General features: G+C 44.5%; 13 protein-coding genes and 1 tRNA gene. 8 read left to right on the top strand and 6 right to left on the bottom strand.

Features of this window, described 5'->3' with window-relative positions; translation table 11 throughout:
- Positions 1–3: 3 nt before the first annotated feature.
- The 3 genes from DW640_RS11345 (at position 4) to secDF (ending at position 6,400) form a co-directional block, all read left to right on the top strand.
- Positions 4–1,089, top strand: a complete 1,086-nt coding sequence (locus tag DW640_RS11345) for an endonuclease/exonuclease/phosphatase family protein (RefSeq protein WP_055229224.1) — start codon at positions 4–6, stop codon at positions 1,087–1,089.
- A gap of 25 nt (positions 1,090–1,114) precedes the next feature.
- Entirely contained in the window at positions 1,115–3,202 is a 2,088-nt protein-coding gene (locus DW640_RS11340) for a M3 family metallopeptidase (protein WP_370448825.1), read from the top strand.
- Positions 3,203–3,367: 165 nt separating this feature from the next.
- Positions 3,368–6,400, top strand: a complete 3,033-nt coding sequence (gene secDF / locus DW640_RS11335) for a protein translocase subunit SecDF (protein WP_008765303.1) — start codon at positions 3,368–3,370, stop codon at positions 6,398–6,400.
- A gap of 173 nt (positions 6,401–6,573) precedes the next feature.
- Here secDF and DW640_RS11330 read toward each other — a convergent pair.
- A tRNA-Arg gene (locus DW640_RS11330) sits at positions 6,574–6,645 on the bottom strand.
- Positions 6,646–6,848: 203 nt separating this feature from the next.
- On the opposite strand from DW640_RS11330, the gene DW640_RS11325 reads away from it, so the two are divergent.
- A complete protein-coding gene (locus DW640_RS11325; protein WP_032840807.1) occupies positions 6,849–8,699 on the top strand; it encodes a 2-oxoacid:acceptor oxidoreductase subunit alpha in 1,851 nt (616 codons plus the stop codon).
- A 3-nt stretch (positions 8,700–8,702) separates the two neighbouring features.
- Complete coding sequence (locus DW640_RS11320; protein WP_011108506.1) at positions 8,703–9,713, top strand: 2-oxoacid:ferredoxin oxidoreductase subunit beta; 1,011 nt, start codon at positions 8,703–8,705, stop codon at positions 9,711–9,713.
- Positions 9,714–9,895: 182 nt separating this feature from the next.
- Here DW640_RS11320 and DW640_RS11315 read toward each other — a convergent pair whose 3' ends face one another.
- The 5 genes from DW640_RS11315 to aroQ are packed head-to-tail and all read right to left on the bottom strand — an operon-like array spanning position 9,896 to position 14,043.
- Entirely contained in the window at positions 9,896–11,122 is a 1,227-nt protein-coding gene (locus DW640_RS11315) for an FtsX-like permease family protein (protein WP_117578150.1), read from the bottom strand.
- Positions 11,119–11,451 carry a 30S ribosome-binding factor RbfA gene (gene rbfA, locus DW640_RS11310; protein ID WP_008761924.1) on the bottom strand — a complete coding sequence of 111 codons (333 nt, stop codon included), beginning with the start codon at positions 11,449–11,451 and terminating at the stop codon, positions 11,119–11,121. The genes DW640_RS11315 and rbfA overlap by 4 nt, the downstream gene beginning before the upstream one ends.
- Before the next feature lie 16 nt (positions 11,452–11,467).
- A complete protein-coding gene (locus DW640_RS11305) occupies positions 11,468–12,106 on the bottom strand; it encodes an O-methyltransferase (protein WP_117578148.1) in 639 nt (212 codons plus the stop codon).
- 25 nt (positions 12,107–12,131) lie between these two features.
- Positions 12,132–13,589: a pyruvate kinase gene (gene pyk / locus DW640_RS11300; RefSeq protein WP_008761922.1), complete on the bottom strand. Its 1,458-nt coding sequence runs from the start codon at positions 13,587–13,589 to the stop codon at positions 12,132–12,134.
- A 31-nt stretch (positions 13,590–13,620) separates the two neighbouring features.
- Positions 13,621–14,043, bottom strand: a complete 423-nt coding sequence (gene aroQ, locus DW640_RS11295; RefSeq protein ID WP_008761921.1) for a type II 3-dehydroquinate dehydratase — start codon at positions 14,041–14,043, stop codon at positions 13,621–13,623.
- 74 nt (positions 14,044–14,117) lie between these two features.
- Between aroQ and xerD the strand changes: the two genes are divergently transcribed.
- The 3 genes from xerD to DW640_RS11280 all read left to right on the top strand — a co-directional run bounded on the left by xerD (position 14,118) and on the right by DW640_RS11280 (position 18,135).
- On the top strand, positions 14,118–15,077 hold the full coding sequence (xerD, locus tag DW640_RS11290; protein ID WP_117578146.1) for a site-specific tyrosine recombinase XerD: 960 nt from the start codon (positions 14,118–14,120) through the stop codon (positions 15,075–15,077).
- Positions 15,078–15,215: 138 nt separating this feature from the next.
- The gene (locus tag DW640_RS11285) at positions 15,216–16,907 is read left to right on the top strand and encodes a tetratricopeptide repeat protein (protein ID WP_008761919.1); all 1,692 of its coding nucleotides are present in this window, start codon (positions 15,216–15,218) and stop codon (positions 16,905–16,907) included.
- 112 nt (positions 16,908–17,019) lie between these two features.
- Complete coding sequence (locus DW640_RS11280; protein WP_117578144.1) at positions 17,020–18,135, top strand: TlpA disulfide reductase family protein; 1,116 nt, start codon at positions 17,020–17,022, stop codon at positions 18,133–18,135.

Genomic DNA, 18,135 nt, shown 5'->3' with positions numbered 1-18,135 from the left:
AGAATGGAACACATTGGCAAATTTGTCCTTTATTTGATATTGGCAGTCAACGCACTCTTTGTAGGGATGTTGATTTTGAGTGCCTATAGCCCGTATCTTCAACCGAAAATACACCCGATAGCTTCTTGCCTGGGGCTTGCCTTCCCCATCTTCCTTGCTGTCAACATCTGTTTCACCCTCTTCTGGGTAATCATCAGCTACCGCTATGCCTTATTACCAGTCATCGGTTTTCTGGTATGTATTCCACAGATACGCACCTATATTCCCATCAATTCTACAGTAGAAACGATACCGGATGGCAGCATCAAATTCCTCTCTTACAATGTGATGGGATTTAACAATCTGGAGAAAAAGGAAGGAAAGAATCCGATATTATCCTATCTGGCTGACAGTGAAGCTGACATAATCTGTCTTCAGGAGTACAATTCAACCAAAAACAAGAAATATCTGACAGACGAAGACATCAGAAAAGCATTGAAAGCATATCCCTACCGTTCCATTCACAATCCGGAAAAAGGAGGCAGTCAGTTGGCCTGTTTCTCCAAATTCCCCATACTTTCGGCACGTCCCATCAAGTATGAAAGCACCTACAACGGTTCGATGCAGTACACCCTCAAAGTTAACGAGGACACTATCACCCTCATAAACAACCATTTGGAATCCAATAAACTAACGAAAGAGGACAAGGTGATTTATGAAGATATGATTAAAGACCCGAACGCAAAGAAGGTAAAAACGGGTCTCCGGCAATTAATAAAGAAACTGGCGGAAGCATCGGCCATCCGTTCTTCGCAAGCGGATTCGGTAGCCGTCGCCATCGCAAACAGCAAATACCCGACTATTATTACCTGTGGCGATTTCAACGACGCTTCCATTTCATATACCCATCGCATCCTGACTCAACAGCTGGATGACGCCTTTACACAATCCGGCAGGGGACTGGGCATCTCCTATAATCTGAATAAATTCTATTTCCGGATAGACAATATTCTGATCAGCCCCAATCAGAAAGCCTATAACTGTACCGTAGACCGTTCGATCAAAGATTCGGACCATTACCCGATCTGGTGCTATATAGGCAAGCAATAAAACAGAAAAAACTTTAATAAATACCATGATGATTAGAAAAACTTTAACCATTTTAGCAGCAAGTTGTATGATGTACTCCTGTGGAACAAAAACAGAAAGCGACCCTTTCTTCACTGAATTTCAAACAGAGTATGGTGTTCCTTCCTTCGATAAAATCAAACTGGAACATTACGAACCCGCCTTTCTGAAAGGTATTGAAGAGCAGAATCAAAATATCCAGGCCATTATCGCAAGCCCGGAAGTGCCTACCTTCAACAATACGATTGTAGCTTTGGACAACAGCGCACCCATTCTGGACCGTGTAAGCGCCATTTTCTTCAATATGACGGATGCGGAAACAACCGATGAACTGACCGAGCTCTCTATCAAAATGGCACCGGCCCTTTCCGAGCACGAAGATAACATCTCCCTGAATCAGGAGCTTTTCAAACGTGTAAACGCTGTATATCAACAGAAAGATTCCATGAATCTGACCACGGAACAGAAACGTCTGCTGGACAAAACTTACAAAGGATTTGTGCGTTCGGGTGCTAATCTGGATGCAGAGAAACAGGCACGTCTGCGTGAAATCAACAAAGAACTTTCCACTCTCGGCATCACATTCAGCAATAATATACTGAATGAAAACAATGCTTTCCAGCTTTTCGTAGACAAGAAAGAAGATTTAGCTGGATTGCCCGAATGGTTCTGCCAAAGCGCAGCCGAAGAAGCCAAAGCTGCCGGACAACCGGGAAAATGGCTGTTCACCCTGCACAACGCCAGCCGCCTTCCGTTCCTGCAATACGCTGAGAACCGCCCTCTCCGTGAGAAAATGTACAAAGCATACATCAACCGCGGCAATAACAATGACAAGAATGACAACAAAGAAACGATCCGCAAGATCGTCTCCCTCCGTCTGGAAAAAGCAAGGTTATTGGGCTTCAACAACTACGCCAACTTCGTACTGGATGAGACAATGGCAAAGAATGACAGCAACGTAATGAGTCTGCTGAACAACCTTTGGAGCTATGCCCTCCCGAAAGCGAAAGCCGAAGCCGCAGAACTTCAACAGTTAATGGACAAAGAAGGTAAAGGCGAGAAACTGGAAGCTTGGGACTGGTGGTACTACACAGAAAAACTCCGCAAAGAGAAATACAACCTCTCCGAAGAAGACACCAAACCTTACTTCAAACTAGAGAATGTACGCGAAGGAGCTTTCGCAGTCGCCAACAAACTATATGGTATCACGCTAAGCAAACTGGAAGGTATCCCGACCTATCATCCGGATGTAGAAGTCTTCGAAGTGAAAGACGCTGACGGCTCCCAACTGGGTATATTCTATGTAGACTATTTCCCGCGTTCCGGAAAAAGCGGTGGCGCATGGATGAGCAATTACCGCGAACAGCAGGGAGCAACCCGCCCCTTGGTATGCAACGTATGCAGTTTCACCAAACCGGTCGGCGACACCCCTTCTCTGCTGACTATGGACGAAGTAGAAACCCTGTTCCATGAATTTGGCCATGCCCTGCACGGCTTGCTGACAAAGTGCGAATACAAAGGGACCTCCGGCACCAATGTCGTACGCGATTTTGTTGAACTTCCTTCTCAGATCAACGAACATTGGGCTACCGAACCGGAAGTGCTGAAAATGTATGCCAAACACTATCAGACAGGAGAAGTAATCCCCGATGAAATCATCGAAAAGATTCTGAAACAGAAAACGTTCAACCAAGGATTCATGACCACCGAGTTACTGGCTGCCGCCATTCTCGACATGAACCTTCACATGATAACAGATGTAAAGAATCTGGATATGCTTGCTTTCGAAAAAGAAGCCATGGACAAGCTCGGTCTGATCCCCGAAATTGCCCCCCGTTACCGCGTCACTTACTTCAATCATATCATTGGCGGATACGCTGCCGGATACTACAGTTACCTTTGGGCGAATGTACTTGACAATGATGCCTTTGAAGCCTTCAAAGAACATGGAATCTTTGATAAAAACACTGCCGACCTCTTCCGCTACAACGTATTGGAGAAGGGAGACAGCGAAGATCCGATGATACTTTATAAGAATTTCCGCGGTGCGGAACCAAGCCTGGAGCCGTTACTGAAAAACAGAGGAATGAAATAAAACGGCAAAAAAGCCCTTAAACATCAAATATTTGAGGGCTTATTACATATGAATGTGAAAAAAAAACTATATTTGCAGCCTTGTATGCGGCAAAATGGACTTGTATACGGCAGAATTTAACTGAAAATTAAATTAAAAAAGTAATCATCATAAATTAAAAGTAAAATGCAAAACAAAGGATTTGTAAAGGTTTTTGCGGTACTACTCACGCTGGTATGCGTGTTCTACCTCTCCTTCTCCTTCGTAACCCGCCATTACACTAATAAGGCGAAAGAGATTGCGAACGGCGACCCGAAAGTAGAACAAGACTACCTTGACTCTCTCTCCAATGAGAAAGTAATGCTGTGGAACTGGACGCTGAAAGATTGTCGTGAAATGGAGATCAGTTTAGGTTTGGACCTAAAAGGTGGTATGAATGTTATCCTTGAAGTTTCTGTGCCTGATGTTATCAGAGCATTGGCTGACAACAAGCCGGATGAAAACTTCAATAAAGCGCTGAATGAAGCTGCAAAACAAGCTGTCAACAGCCAGGACGATATCATTACCTTGTTCGTCAGAGAATACCAGAAAACTGCTCCGGGCGCAAAACTTTCCGAACTCTTCGCAACACAACAGTTGAAAGATAAAGTTAACCAGAAATCATCAGATGCCGAAGTAGAAAAAGTATTGAGAGCAGAAGTAAAGGCTGCCGTTGAAAACTCATACAACGTGCTTCGTACCCGTATCGACCGCTTCGGTGTTGTTCAGCCGAACATCCAGAGCCTCGAAGATAAGATGGGCCGTATCATGGTGGAACTTCCGGGTATCAAGGAACCGGAACGTGTGAGAAAACTTCTTCAAGGTTCGGCTAACCTCGAATTCTGGGAAACATATACTGCAAAAGAGATTCTTCCGGCTATGCAGTCGGCTGACTCAAAATTGCGTGCTATCCTGTCACAGGAAACTGCCGCTGATTCTACAGCCACTAACGCAACTGCAGACACAATCCCCGCAGCCAAGCTGGCAGAAGCTACTCCGGCAAAGAAAGCCGTAAGCGTTGCCGACAGTCTCGCAGCTACTCTGAAAGGAGATGCCAAAGACGAAAAGGCGGGAGCAAATATGGAAGAAATCAAAAAGCAATATCCGTTGCTAGCTGTTCTTCAGTTGAATTCAAGCGGTCAGGGTCCGGTGATCGGCTATGCTAACTATAAGGATACTGCCGATATCAACAGATATCTGAGCATGCCCGAAATCCAGTCAGAACTTCCGAAAGACCTTCGTCTGAAATGGGGTGTTTCTCCTTCTGAATTTGATAAGAAAGGACAGACATTCGAATTGTATGCTATCAAGTCTACCGAACGTAACGGCAAAGCTCCGTTGGAAGGTGACGTAGTAACAGATGCAAAAGACGAATTCGACCAATACAGCAAACCAGCTGTAAGCATGACCATGAATTCTGACGGTGCACGCCGTTGGGCACAGCTGACCAAACAGAACATCGGTCGTTCTATCGCTATCGTTCTTGATAACTATGTATATTCTGCTCCAAACGTGAACTCTGAAATCACAGGTGGACGTTCACAGATTACAGGTCACTTCACTCCTGAACAGGCAAAGGACTTAGCTAACGTATTGAAATCAGGTAAGATGCCGGCTCCGGCGCACATCGTACAGGAAGATATCGTAGGTCCGTCTCTAGGTCAGGAATCTATTAACGCAGGTATTTTCTCATTCGTTGTAGCTTTGATCCTGTTGATGATCTATATGTGTTCCATGTATGGCTTCATCCCGGGTATGGTTGCCAACTGCGCATTGTTCCTGAACTTCTTCTTCACGCTGGGTATCCTTTCATCCTTCCAGGCGGCACTGACCATGTCCGGTATTGCTGGTATGGTGTTGTCACTCGGTATGGCAGTAGATGCGAACGTACTTATCTATGAACGTACAAAAGAAGAGCTTCGTGCCGGCAAGGGTGTGAAGAAAGCATTGGCTGACGGTTATTCAAATGCCTTCTCTGCTATCTTCGACTCCAACCTGACATCTATCATCACCGGTATCATCCTGTTCAACTTCGGTACAGGTCCTATCCGTGGTTTTGCCACTACATTGATTATCGGTATCCTTGTATCCTTCTTCACTGCTGTGTTCATGACTCGTCTGGTTTACGAACACTTCATGAATAAAGACAAATGGCTGAACCTGACATTTACTTCCAAGATTTCCAGAAACTTGCTGGTAAATACCCGTTTCGACTTCATGGGAACCAATAAGAAATCACTGATCATCGTAAGCGCTATTATCCTTGTTTGTATCGGTTCGTTTGCATTGCGTGGTTTAAGTCAAAGTATTGACTTCACCGGTGGACGTAACTTCAAGGTACAATTCGAGAATCCGGTAGAACCGGAACAAGTTCGTGAACTGATCGCTGACAAGTTTGGTGAAGATGTAAATGTAAATGTGATCGCTATCGGTACAGATAAGAAAACAGTACGTATCAGCACCAACTACCGTATCGCAGACGAAGGTAACAATGTAGACTCTGAGATTGAATCATACTTATACGAAACACTGAAGCCATTGCTGACACAGAACATCACATTGGCTACTTTCATCGACCGTGACAATCACACAGGCGGTAGTATCGTAAGTTCACAGAAAGTAGGTCCGAGTATCGCAGACGATATCAAGACAGGTGCCGTATGGTCAGTTGTTCTGGCTCTGATCGCTATCGGTCTGTATATCTTGATCCGTTTCCGCAACATCGCTTACAGTATCGGTTCTATCGTAGCTCTGACTTGTGATACGATCATGATTATCGGTGCTTACTCATTGTTGTGGGGTATCGTTCCGTTCTCACTGGAAATCGACCAGACATTCATCGGTGCTATCCTGACGGCTATCGGTTACTCTATTAATGATAAGGTGGTAATCTTCGACCGTGTACGTGAGTTCTTCGGCTTGTATCCGAAACGTGACAAGCGTCAGTTGTTCAACGACTCTCTGAACACTACACTGGCTCGTACCATCAATACTTCATTGAGTACGTTGATCGTATTGCTGTGTATCTTCATCCTCGGTGGTGATTCAATCCGCAGCTTCGCATTCGCAATGATCCTCGGTGTTGTTATCGGTACTTTATCTTCGTTGTTCATTGCATCTCCGATTGCATACAACATGATGAAGAACAAAAAAGTAGTGGTAGCAGCTACGGAAGAATAATAAATTCCAGAAATAGAAAAAGCCTCTTCCGAATGTTCGGAAGAGGCTTTTTCTATTGATTATTAAAACAAATAGAAGCTATAAGACGTTAATCTTTAAAGAAGCCATTGTAATACTTAAAACTCAATACAGTATGAAGCAAAACAACACCGCCTCCCGCAGATTTCTCTTAGTAGCCCCGAGGGGAATCGAACCCCTATCTAAAGTTTAGGAAACTTCTATTCTATCCGTTGAACTACAAGGCCGCTTTTATTTTGGTTGCAAAGATAACGGTTTCTGTTGATTTAACAAGAATAAAAATGCAGGTTCCTTTCAGTAAATCCAATTATTTGGCGTCAATAGGACAATAAAGTTCGATTTATTTTGATAATTCGATTAACTTTCCGACCTTTGCGCTCACAAATTGAAAGTAAAATCAGTTTTTAAATTAAATATAGTAATTAAAGTTATGGCAGACGAAATGATGGTTAAAGAATTGGAGGAAGTCGTAGTACGTTTCTCCGGCGACTCCGGCGATGGTATGCAGCTGGCAGGCAACATCTTCTCGAACGTGTCGGCTACGGTAGGAAATGACATCTGTACATTCCCCGACTATCCGGCAGACATCCGTGCCCCGCAAGGTTCACTGACCGGTGTTTCCGGTTTTCAGATCCACGTAGGCGCAGGACAGGTGTACACTCCAGGAGACCGTTGCCACGTATTAGTAGCGATGAACCCCTCCGCACTGAAAACACAAATCAAATTCTGTAAACCGCAAGGACTTATCATTACCGACTCCGACTCGTTCGAAGCCAGAGACCTGGAAAAAGCACAATTTAAGACCAACAATCCTTTTGAAGAATTAGGCGTTAAACAAGAAGTGCTGGAAGTGCCCATCTCTTCTATGTGCAAAGAAAGTCTGAAAGATTCCGGACTGGACAATAAAACGATTCTCCGTTGCAAGAATATGTTTGCGCTCGGACTGGTTTGCTGGCTGTTCAACCGCAATCTGGCAGCAGCGGAAAAGATGCTGCGCGAGAAGTTCGCCAAGAAACCGGAAATCGCAGAAGCAAATATTAAGGTATTGAACGATGGCTACAACTACGGTGCCAACACACACGCTTCTACCTCTACTTATAAGATTGAAAGCAAAGCTCCGAAATCAAAAGGGCTTTATACAGATATTAATGGTAACAAGGCAACATCTTACGGATTGATTGCCGCAGCCGAAAAAGCCGGTCTGGAACTGTATCTGGGTTCATACCCGATCACTCCAGCTACCGATATTCTGCATGAATTGGCCAAGCATAAATCACTGGGAGTAAAAACCGTACAGTGCGAAGACGAAATCGCCGGTTGTGCTTCTGCCGTTGGTGCAGCTTTTGCAGGTGCGCTGGCAGTAACGACAACTTCCGGTCCGGGCATCTGCCTGAAAAGTGAGGCGATGAACTTGGCCGTTATCGGCGAACTTCCGTTGGTGATTGTCAACGTACAGCGTGGTGGTCCGTCTACGGGTCTGCCTACCAAATCGGAACAGACCGACTTGCTGCAAGCACTCTACGGTCGTAACGGCGAAAGCCCGATGCCGGTTATCGCCGCCACTTCACCGACCAACTGTTTCGATGCCGCCTACATGGCAGCCAAAATTGCTTTGGAACACATGACTCCGGTCGTATTGCTGACAGATGCTTTCGTTGCCAACGGCTCTGCCGCATGGAAACTTCCCGATCTGAATGACTACCCTGCCATCAACCCTCCGTATGTAACTCCGGACATGGCGGGCAACTGGACCCCGTACCAACGTAACGAAGAAACAGGCGCACGCTACTGGGCGACTCCGGGAACAGAAGGCTTCATGCACCGTATCGGTGGGCTTGAAAAGAGTAACGAAACCGGCGCTATCTCTACCGAACCCGAAAACCACAACAAGATGGTTCACCTGCGTCAGGCAAAAGTGGACAAGATTGCAGACTACATCCCCGAACTTGAAGTGCTGGGCGACGAAGACGCAGACTTGCTGATTGTAGGCTGGGGCGGTACCTACGGACATCTCCGTCTGGCTATGGACTTCATGCGCGAACATGGAAAGAAGGTTGCATTCGCACACTTCCAGTACATCAACCCGCTGCCGAAGAATACAGCCGACGTATTACGTAAATATAAGAAGATCGTAGTAGCCGAACAGAATCTGGGACAATTTGCCGGTTACCTGCGTATGAAAGTACCCGGACTGAATATCAGCCAGTTCAACCAAGTGAAAGGACAGCCTTTCGTTACGAGAGAATTGATAGATGCATTTACTAAATTATTGGAGGAATAAGAGATGAGCGATAAAGTATATACCGTACAAGATTATAAATCAGGTCAGCCTCGCTGGTGTCCGGGATGCGGTGACCACGCTTTCCTGAACTCACTGCACAAGGCAATGGCCGAACTGGGAGTAGCTCCGCACAATATCGCCGTAATTTCCGGTATCGGTTGCTCTTCCCGTCTGCCTTATTATGTAAATACGTATGGCTTCCATACCATCCACGGACGTGCCGCTGCCGTTGCAACAGGTGCCAAAGTGGCTAATCCGGATTTGACTATCTGGCAGATTTCCGGTGACGGTGACGGTCTAGCTATCGGTGGTAACCACTTCATCCACGCTGTTCGTCGTAACATCGACCTGAACATGATTCTGTTGAACAACCGTATCTACGGACTGACCAAAGGACAGTATTCACCGACTTCCGAACGCGGATTCGTCAGCAAATCGTCTCCTTACGGAACGGTAGAAGACCCTTTCCATCCGGCAGAACTGGCATTCGGCGCACGCGGACGTTTCTTTGCACGTTGTATCGCTGTAGACGGCGCCGCTTCTGTAGAGGTTCTGAAAGCAGCTGCCAACCACAAGGGTGCATCCGTTGTGGAAGTTCTGCAGAACTGCGTAATCTTCAATGACGGAACTCACGCTTCTGTTGCAACAAAGGAAGGACGCGCAAAGAATGCAATCTATCTGGAACACGGCAAACCGATGCTGTTCGGTGAAAACAAAGAGTTCGGATTGATGCAGGAAGGTTTTGGACTGAAAGTGGTGAAACTTGGCGAGAATGGCATCACAGAAAAAGATATTCTGATTCACGATGCTCATTGCCAGGACAATACTCTTCAGTTGAAGTTGGCTTTGATGGAAGGTCCTGATTTCCCGATTGCACTCGGTGTGATTCGTGAAGTAGAGGCGCCTACCTACAACGATGCCGTAGCAGAACAGATTGAAGAAGTCAAAGGCAAGAAAAAATATCACAATTTCCAAGAGTTGCTGATGACAAACGATACTTGGGAAGTGAAGTAATTCACTTGACTGAGAAAAAAAGAAAAGCGCAGGCAAAGGAGTTCGTCTCCTGCCTGCGCTTTTTTGTTTATATAGTTTCTGCCCAAATACATAAAATACTTTAGTTCCACTTTAGCAAACTCCCCTACAAAATACCTACACCTCCGTATTCTAAGGTTATAATCTTTTTCTTCTTCAGCCAATTACAGAAGTCGCTTGCTTAAATAGCGCACTGGATACCATACAGACAGGAATCCCACTGCTAAAACAGTAATAAAAATAAGTACTACATCCCATACGTGAACACTTACCGGATAAGCGTCCACCACAAAAGTTCCACCACCTCCACCAAGGGTAATGATGCCAAACTTCTGCTGAATGAAACACAATATCAACCCTAGTATAATACCGGAGATAGCACCAAAGAGAGAGATGAGCCGTCCCTCAAATAAAAAGATACGGGATATCAGTTTATCACTGGCTCCCAGACTGCGCAAGGTTATGACATCGTCTTTCTTATCCAGAATCAACATGGAAAGAGAACCGATCACATTAAAACAGGCAATCATCAGAATAAAAGTAAGAAACAGATAAGAGATCAGCTTCTCTATTTCCATGATACGGAAAACATCTGCTTGCTGCTGATAACGGTTCTGTACCACAAAGTCATCACCCAGCATTTTTTCTATTTTAGACTGTACGGATGATATATTGGCGTTCGGTTTCAGTTTCAACTCAATGCCGGAAACCTCTGTCGTATAGTCCAATAAGTTACGAAGGAAATCAAGGGAAGTGAGAATATAGCTTTCATCATACTTCTGTTGGTTGACCACGAACACAACACCCGGTGAATAAAGATAGTCGCGATTGAAAGAAGCCCCGGGATTCGCCATATTCACTTTGGCATTACGCTTGGGAAGATACACCTGCAAAGGATCCACGAAGGCCAGTCCGGTACCCAAAGTTGAAACCAGTTCCACGCCCATCACTCCATAATTCACTATCGAATCATGAAGAATAAACTCGCCGGCTCCGTAAAGAATGCTATCTATTTCGGTTAAATCCTCAAAGTTATCTTCCACGCCTTTCAACACAACCATAGCCTGACGGTCTTTATATTGCACCATCGCATTCTCTTCCAGCGTCTCTGTAGATACCGAGACCTCCGGAAGCGCACAGACCGCACGAATCTTTTCATCCTGTCCATCGAAGACTTTTCCCTCGCGGATGGTAATCTTCAACTGAGGATCAAAAGCTGTGAAAAAGCTGGCTACCATATCCTGAAATCCGTTGAATACGGAAAGCGTGCAGACCAGTGCCAACGTAGCAAGTGCCACCCCGCATACTGATATGCCGGAAATAATATTGATAGCATTATGCTTCTTTTTCGAGAAAAGATAACGCCGGGCTATGTAGAAGGGAAAATTCACTTCAGCAAAGAGTCAATCTTCTCAATATAATCCAGTGAGTCGTCCACGAAGAACTTCAATTCGGGAATAATCCGTAATTGATGACGCACACGGGTTCCGAGCTCAAAGCGAATGGACTTCATGTTCTCATTGATATTCTTCACCATTTCTTCTGCTTTCTCTGACGGGAAAACGCTCAGGTACACGCGCGCAATACTCATATCAGGACTGATACGAACTGCGCTGACCGATATTAATATACCCGGCATTGCCTTTGTCTGAAGCAGGAATATCTCGCTCAGCTCCTTCTGTAACAGGCGGGATATCTTATTCTGTCTGGTTGTTTCCATAAATTTACTCCTTATCTTACTTTTTTCTTATTATAGTTAACCCATCACGCAAAGGCAGGATCACTTTCTCCACCCGGTCGTCCGTCACAAGGGCGTCATTGAATGCTTTGATGCCAATGGTCTGCGTATCCGTACTACGAGATTGTTCCAACACATGACCATCCCACAATGTATTGTCGGCAATGATATACCCACCTGTGGAAAGATGCTTTAAAACCATCTCGTAATAATCGATATATTTACGTTTATCACCGTCAATGAAGGCCAGATCGAACGTAACGCCCAAATGAGGAACAAGCTCCAAGGCATCTCCTATATAAAAGCGAATCTTGTCCGCAAAAGGAGAATTCTCCAGCCAGGGACGGGTAAAGTCCTCTTGTTCATCATTAATTTCAAACGTATGCAACATTCCGCCCTCCGACAAGCCTTCCGCCAGACAAAGGGCAGAATAACCGCTATACGTTCCGATCTCCAGTATATGCCGGGGGCGAATCATCTCCACAAACATTTTCAGCATCCGCCCCTGTAAATGCCCGGAAGCCATACGGGGACGAAGCAGTTTCACATGCGTATCCCGGTAGAGTGCTTTCAGATAGTCACTTTCCGCATCGATATGCTGCAAAATATATTCATCAATAGATTCAGTCTCCTGCATAAAAAACTTATTTTAGATGTAACAGTTAGAGATAACGATTGTTGTTAGGCAATACAGTTTCTCCCGCATGTTTCAACGCATCTTCCACGACATTGATTTCGAGGAATGAAGTTTGTGTACCTGCCTTACCGCTACTCAGATATCCTACCATATCAGTCGGCTGCAAACGTCCTTCCTTCAACAGGCGGCGCAAAGCGGCAAAATAATATTCCTGTCCGTTGGCCAGCTCCGGCATATAGATTGCTTCCACTCCATAAGAAAGTGCCAGATGACGCATGGTCTTTTCTTTATAGCAGATAGCCAATACCGGGAACTTACCACGGAAAGCTGCCAGATTACGGGCGGTCCGTCCGCTATAGCTGTCTGTGATGATGGCACGTATCTTCAGTTTCGATGTAGCTTTCACTGCCTGTTTAGCAAGGAAGGCCGTTACATCGTTACTGTTTTCGTTCAACGGGATACGGATATCATTCTCTTCCAGTTTATCTTTTTCAGCCTGGGCCGCGATCTTGGTCATTGTCTTGACTGCATCTACCGGATATTTGCCATAAGCAGTCTCACCGCTCAACATCAGAGCATCCGTACGATAGTAGATTGCATTCGCGATATCGGTCACTTCCGCGCGGGTCGGACGAGGATTGTTGATCATGGTATGAAGCATCTGAGTCGCAACGATCACCGGTTTCTTTGCCAGGATACATTTGCGGATCAGCACACGCTGGATACCCGGAATACGTTCCTGCGGCACTTCGATACCCAGGTCACCACGGGCTACCATCACGCCGTCCGCCACTTCAAGAATCTCGTCGATGTTGTCCACCCCTTCCTGATTCTCAATCTTGGCAATAATCCGGATATCACTATTGTGAGCATCCAGAATTTCACGGATATCAAGTACGTCCTGACGGTTGCGCACGAAAGAGTGAGCGATGAAATCGATATCCTTTTCAATCGCGTAAAGTATATTGTTACGGTCTTTCTCTGTCAATGAAGGAAGATTGATACGAACACCCGGGACGTTCACGCTCTTGCGGCTTCCCAACGTTGCATCGTTTTTCACTTCGCAAAGCAGATAATCGGCTGTCTTATCGATTACTTCCAGTTCAAGATCACCATCGTCAATCAGAACCAGACCTCCGATATTCAAATCGTTCACAAAGTTAGGATACGAAACAGCGATACATTCACGAGTCGTCTCCTGATCAGGATTGCCGACAATCTTTACTTTATCACCTATCTGATATGGAATCGGTTCCGCATTGGCAGTTGTACGTACTTCCGGTCCTTTGGTATCCATGAGGATTGCAATCCGGTTGGATACGGAACGTACATTGGCAATCAACGCTTCAAAACCTTCACGGCTAGCGTGAGCCGTATTCATACGTACCACATTCATCCCAGCTTCAAACAGCTGTTTTATAAAGTCCACATCGCAACGTCTGTCCGAAATGGATGCGACGATTTTTGTCTGTTTCAGTAACATAGCCTTTTTACCTATTTAATATATTAATACCTTATTTATTACCTAACAAAGCCTCCAGAGCCAAACGATACGAGTTCAGCCCGAAGCCACAGATCACTCCTTTGCATGCGCAGGCGATCATAGATACATGCCGGAAAGACTCACGGCTATGTACATTAGAAATATGTACCTCGATCACCGGAGAAGTCACAGAACGAATGGCATCCTGCAGAGCGATGGAGGTATGTGTATAAGCGCCGGCATTCAGAATGATGCCGTCTACCTCAAAACCTACCTGCTGAATGCAGTCAATCATTTCTCCCTCAATGTTCGATTGAAAATAGTCGATCTCCAAATCAGCATATCTTTTACGAAGCTCAGCCAGATAGTCTTCAAATGTAACACTTCCGTATATGGAAGGTTCACGTTTGCCCAACAGATTGATGTTCGGGCCATTAATAATTTGTATTCTCATCGCCGTAGTCCTGCTTTTTTAATACCTTTGTATCCAAAGAACAATATTTCAGGCTACAAAGGTAGAAAAAAGAAATGGAAATCAACGAAAAAAACAAGAAGAAGGAGCAACAAGCACTGATAATCAGAAAGTACCAGCAGTACCTCAAGCTGGAAAAGTCTTTATCCCCCAATACATTGGACGCTTATCTGACCGATCTGGATAAACTGATGAGTTTTCTGACTCTGGAAGGGATAGATGTTCTTGAAGTATGCCTGTCCGATCTCCAGCGTTTCGCTGCGGGATTGCATGACATCGGCATTCATCCTCGTTCTCAGGCACGCATTTTATCCGGCATCAAGTCCTTCTTCCGTTTCCTTATTATGGCGGATTATCTGGAGGCTGATCCCAGCGAACTGCTGGAAGGTCCCAAGATAGGATTAAAACTCCCCGAAGTGCTGACCGTAGAAGAGATCGACAACATCATCTCCTCCGTAGACCGCAGCAAAGCCGAAGGACAGCGCAACAGAGCTATTCTGGAAACATTATACAGCTGCGGACTCCGTGTATCCGAACTTGTCAGCCTCAAATTATCCGATCTCTATTTTGATGAAGGCTTCATCAAAGTAGAAGGCAAAGGAAGCAAGCAACGTCTTGTTCCCATTTCCCCCCGTGCCATTAACGAGATCAAACTTTATTTCTTGGACCGCAACCGGATAGAAGTTAAAAAAGACTATGAAGATTTTGTGTTTGTCAGCCAGCGGAAAGGCAAATCACTTTCCCGGATTATGATCTTTCATATGATAAAAGAATTAGCACAAAATGCGGGTATCACCAAAAACATCAGTCCGCACACTTTCCGACACTCCTTTGCCACTCATTTACTGGAAGGTGGCGCCAATTTACGGGCCATCCAATGCATGCTCGGACACGAATCGATTGCGACGACCGAAATTTATACCCATATCGACCGAAACATGCTTCGCAGCGAGATTATCGAGCATCATCCCCGAAATATCAAGTATCGGCGAGAAAAAGAGTCGGGTTTTCATTAAATTATGATAAAAACCTCCTGCTAACTACATAATTATATTAAGAATTAATATCTTTGCGATGTTTTTCCTTTATTAGGATTGAAAAGGGGTTATAAATATGACGATATTTCAATTACAAACATTTAATTTATACCTAAAATGACAAAGAAGTTGTACTTGCCTTTACTCATGGCAATTGTTGTTGCACTTTTCTCTTCGTGCAAGAAAATGGGTCCCCTGTCAGCGGACTACTTCACTGTTACTCCACAAGTGTTGGAAGCAGTAGGTGGTAAAGTTCCTGCTACCATTAATGGTAAATTCCCTGAAAAGTATTTCAAGAAAAAAGCTGTAGTAGAAGTTACTCCGGTTTTGAAATGGAATGGCGGTGAAGCTAAAGGACAAAGTGCTGTGTTCCAAGGAGAAAAAGTAGAAGGAAACGATCAGACTATCTCTTACAAAGTAGGTGGTAGCTATACGATGAAAACATCTTTCGACTATGTTCCTGAAATGGCAAAATCTGAACTGTGGCTTGAATTCAAAGCTAAAGTTGGTAAAAAGGAAGTCGTTATCCCCGCTGTGAAAGTAGCTGATGGTGTAATCTCTACTTCTGAATTGGTAAATAACACATTGGGCAGCGCTAACCCGGCTCTGGGCGAAGATGCTTTCCAACGTATCATCAAGGAAAAACACGATGCTAACATCATGTTCTTGATCCAACAGGCTAACATCCGTTCAAGCGAGTTGAAAACTGCTAAAGAATTCAACAAGGAAGTTGCTAACATAAACGAAGCTGCCAACAAGAAGATCAGCAACATCGAAGTTTCTGCTTATGCTTCTCCTGATGGTGGTGTAAGCCTGAATACAACTCTGGCAGAAAACCGCGAAAGCAACACTACCAAGATGTTGAACAAAGACTTGAAGAAAGCTAAGATCGACGCTCCGGTTGACGCTAAATATACTGCACAGGACTGGGAAGGTTTCCAGGAACTGGTTTCTAAATCTAACATCCAGGATAAAGAACTGATCCTTCGCGTATTATCTATGTATCAGGATCCTGCACAGAGAGAACAAGAAATCAAGAACATCTCTTCTGTATACAAGAACCTGGCTGACGATATCCTTCCTCAACTGCGTCGTTCTCGTTTGACTTTGAACTACGAGATCATCGGTAAGTCTGACGAAGAAATCACTAAGCTTGCTTCTTCTAATCCTTCTGAACTGAACATCGAAGAATTGCTGTATGCTGCTACACTGACTAACGACCCTGCAAAACAGGAAGCTATCTATACTCAGGCAACAAAACAGTTCCCTAACGATTACCGCGCATACAACAACCTTGGTAAGCTTGCTTATCAAGCTGGAAATGTTGACAAAGCTGAATCTTACCTGAAGAAAGCTGCCAGCGTAAACGCTGCTCCTGAAGTAAACATGAACTTAGGTTTGATCTCTTTGATCAAGGGTGACAAAGCTGCTGCTGAAGCTTACTTCGGTAAAGCTGCAGGTACAAAAGAACTTGGCGAATCTATGGGTAACCTGTACATCGCTCAAGGCCAGTACGAAAGAGCAGTTAACTCATTCGGTGACGCTAAGACTAACAGTGCTGCTTTGGCTCAGATCCTTGCTAAGGACTACAACAAAGCTAAAAACACACTGGCAGGCGTAGAAAAACCAGATGCTTACACAGACTACCTGATGGCAGTTCTAGGTGCTAGAACTAACAATTCTTCTATGGTAACCAGCAGCTTGAAGAGCGCTGTTGCTAAAGAACCTGCGTTGGCTAAGAAAGCTGCAACAGACTTGGAATTCTCTAAGTTCTTCACAAATGCAGACTTCATGAGCATCATCAAATAAGAGAATTACCACTCTATTTTAGATATTGAGAATTGCTCGTCATTACAAATGACGGGCAATTCTTTTTTTTATCTGTAAAAAACCGTACTTTCGCAGAAAAGAAATCAAAGCAATGAAAAAGAGTAGTATTTTAATCCTCATCATTATCTGTCTGGTCGGATGCAAGAAGGGCTCCAATGAGACAACCATCACCGGAGAGATCAAAGGACTCGGAACAGATACACTTTATTTGTACGGCATGGACGAACTGTACGACCGGATAGACACCATTTATGTAGAAAACGATAAGTTCTCCTACACTACCAGCGTAGATACGATCACTTCTGCCTATCTGTTACTCAAGAACCGGATTGAATATCCTGTCTTTCTTGATAAAGGTAACAAGATCAAAATAAAAGGAGATACGATCAACCTGAATTTCCTGACTATCAGTGGAAATATATACAATGAGGAGTTTACAGACTTCCAAAAAGCACTGGAAGATCCGGCTGATCCTTCAGAAAAAGCCAGCGAAGAAACAGTGGATAAAAGAATAACTGTAGAGAAAGCAAACACTGCCGAAGAAATGGCGGAAGAGTTCATACTGCAACATCACTCCTCCTATGTAAGCCTTTACTTATTAGACAAATACTTCGTTCAGAAAGAAACGCCTGACTTCAGTAAAATTAAAAAGCTAGTTGAAGTAATGACAGGTGTATTACAGGACAAACCGTATATCGAACGTTTGAATGAAACAATCACTCAGGCAGAAAAATCGGAGATTGGCAAATATGCACCTTTCTTCAGCCTGCCCAATGCGAAAGGAGAAAAGATTACCCGTTCATCAGACGCCTTCAAGCAGAAAAGCCTGCTGATCAACTTTTGGGCTTCCTGGAACGACAGCATCTCTCAGAAGCAGAGCAACAGCGAGCTAAGAGAAATCTACAAAAAGTATAAGAAGAACAAATATATAGGAATGCTCGGCATCTCACTGGATGTAGACAAGCAGCAATGGAAAGACGCCATCAAACGCGATACGCTGGACTGGGAACAGGTATGCGATTTCGGCGGACTCAATTCTGAAGTAGCCAAGCAATATTCTATCTATAAAATACCTGCCAACATACTTCTCTCGTCGGACGGAAAGATTTTAGCTAAGAACCTTCGGGGAGAAGAGCTGAAAAAGAAAATAGAAAACATCGTTGAGGAAGCGACAGAAAAAGAAAAGAAAAACAAACAGAAGAAATAA

Origin of the sequence: Bacteroides sp. AM23-12 (genome assembly GCF_003434395.1) — a bacterium.
GTDB classification, from domain to species: domain Bacteria; phylum Bacteroidota; class Bacteroidia; order Bacteroidales; family Bacteroidaceae; genus Bacteroides; species Bacteroides thetaiotaomicron.
Note: the sequence above shows the minus strand (reverse complement) of the source record. Positions and strands in the feature narration are given on the sequence as shown.

Excerpts from the sequence above, each read along its gene's own strand:
- DW640_RS11285 (WP_008761919.1), top strand. The coding sequence starts at position 15,216 with ATGACAAAGAAGTTGTACTTGCCTTTACTCATGGCAATTGTTGTTGCA.
- DW640_RS11325 (WP_032840807.1), top strand. The coding sequence starts at position 6,849 with ATGGCAGACGAAATGATGGTTAAAGAATTGGAGGAAGTCGTAGTACGT.
- pyk (WP_008761922.1), bottom strand. The coding sequence starts at position 13,589 with ATGTTACTGAAACAGACAAAAATCGTCGCATCCATTTCGGACAGACGT.
- DW640_RS11320 (WP_011108506.1), top strand. The coding sequence starts at position 8,703 with ATGAGCGATAAAGTATATACCGTACAAGATTATAAATCAGGTCAGCCT.
- DW640_RS11280 (WP_117578144.1), top strand. The coding sequence starts at position 17,020 with ATGAAAAAGAGTAGTATTTTAATCCTCATCATTATCTGTCTGGTCGGA.
- rbfA (WP_008761924.1), bottom strand. The coding sequence starts at position 11,451 with ATGGAAACAACCAGACAGAATAAGATATCCCGCCTGTTACAGAAGGAG.
- secDF (WP_008765303.1), top strand. The coding sequence starts at position 3,368 with ATGCAAAACAAAGGATTTGTAAAGGTTTTTGCGGTACTACTCACGCTG.
- xerD (WP_117578146.1), top strand. The coding sequence starts at position 14,118 with ATGGAAATCAACGAAAAAAACAAGAAGAAGGAGCAACAAGCACTGATA.
- aroQ (WP_008761921.1), bottom strand. The coding sequence starts at position 14,043 with ATGAGAATACAAATTATTAATGGCCCGAACATCAATCTGTTGGGCAAA.
- DW640_RS11305 (WP_117578148.1), bottom strand. The coding sequence starts at position 12,106 with ATGCAGGAGACTGAATCTATTGATGAATATATTTTGCAGCATATCGAT.
- DW640_RS11340 (WP_370448825.1), top strand. The coding sequence starts at position 1,115 with ATGATGATTAGAAAAACTTTAACCATTTTAGCAGCAAGTTGTATGATG.
- DW640_RS11345 (WP_055229224.1), top strand. The coding sequence starts at position 4 with ATGGAACACATTGGCAAATTTGTCCTTTATTTGATATTGGCAGTCAAC.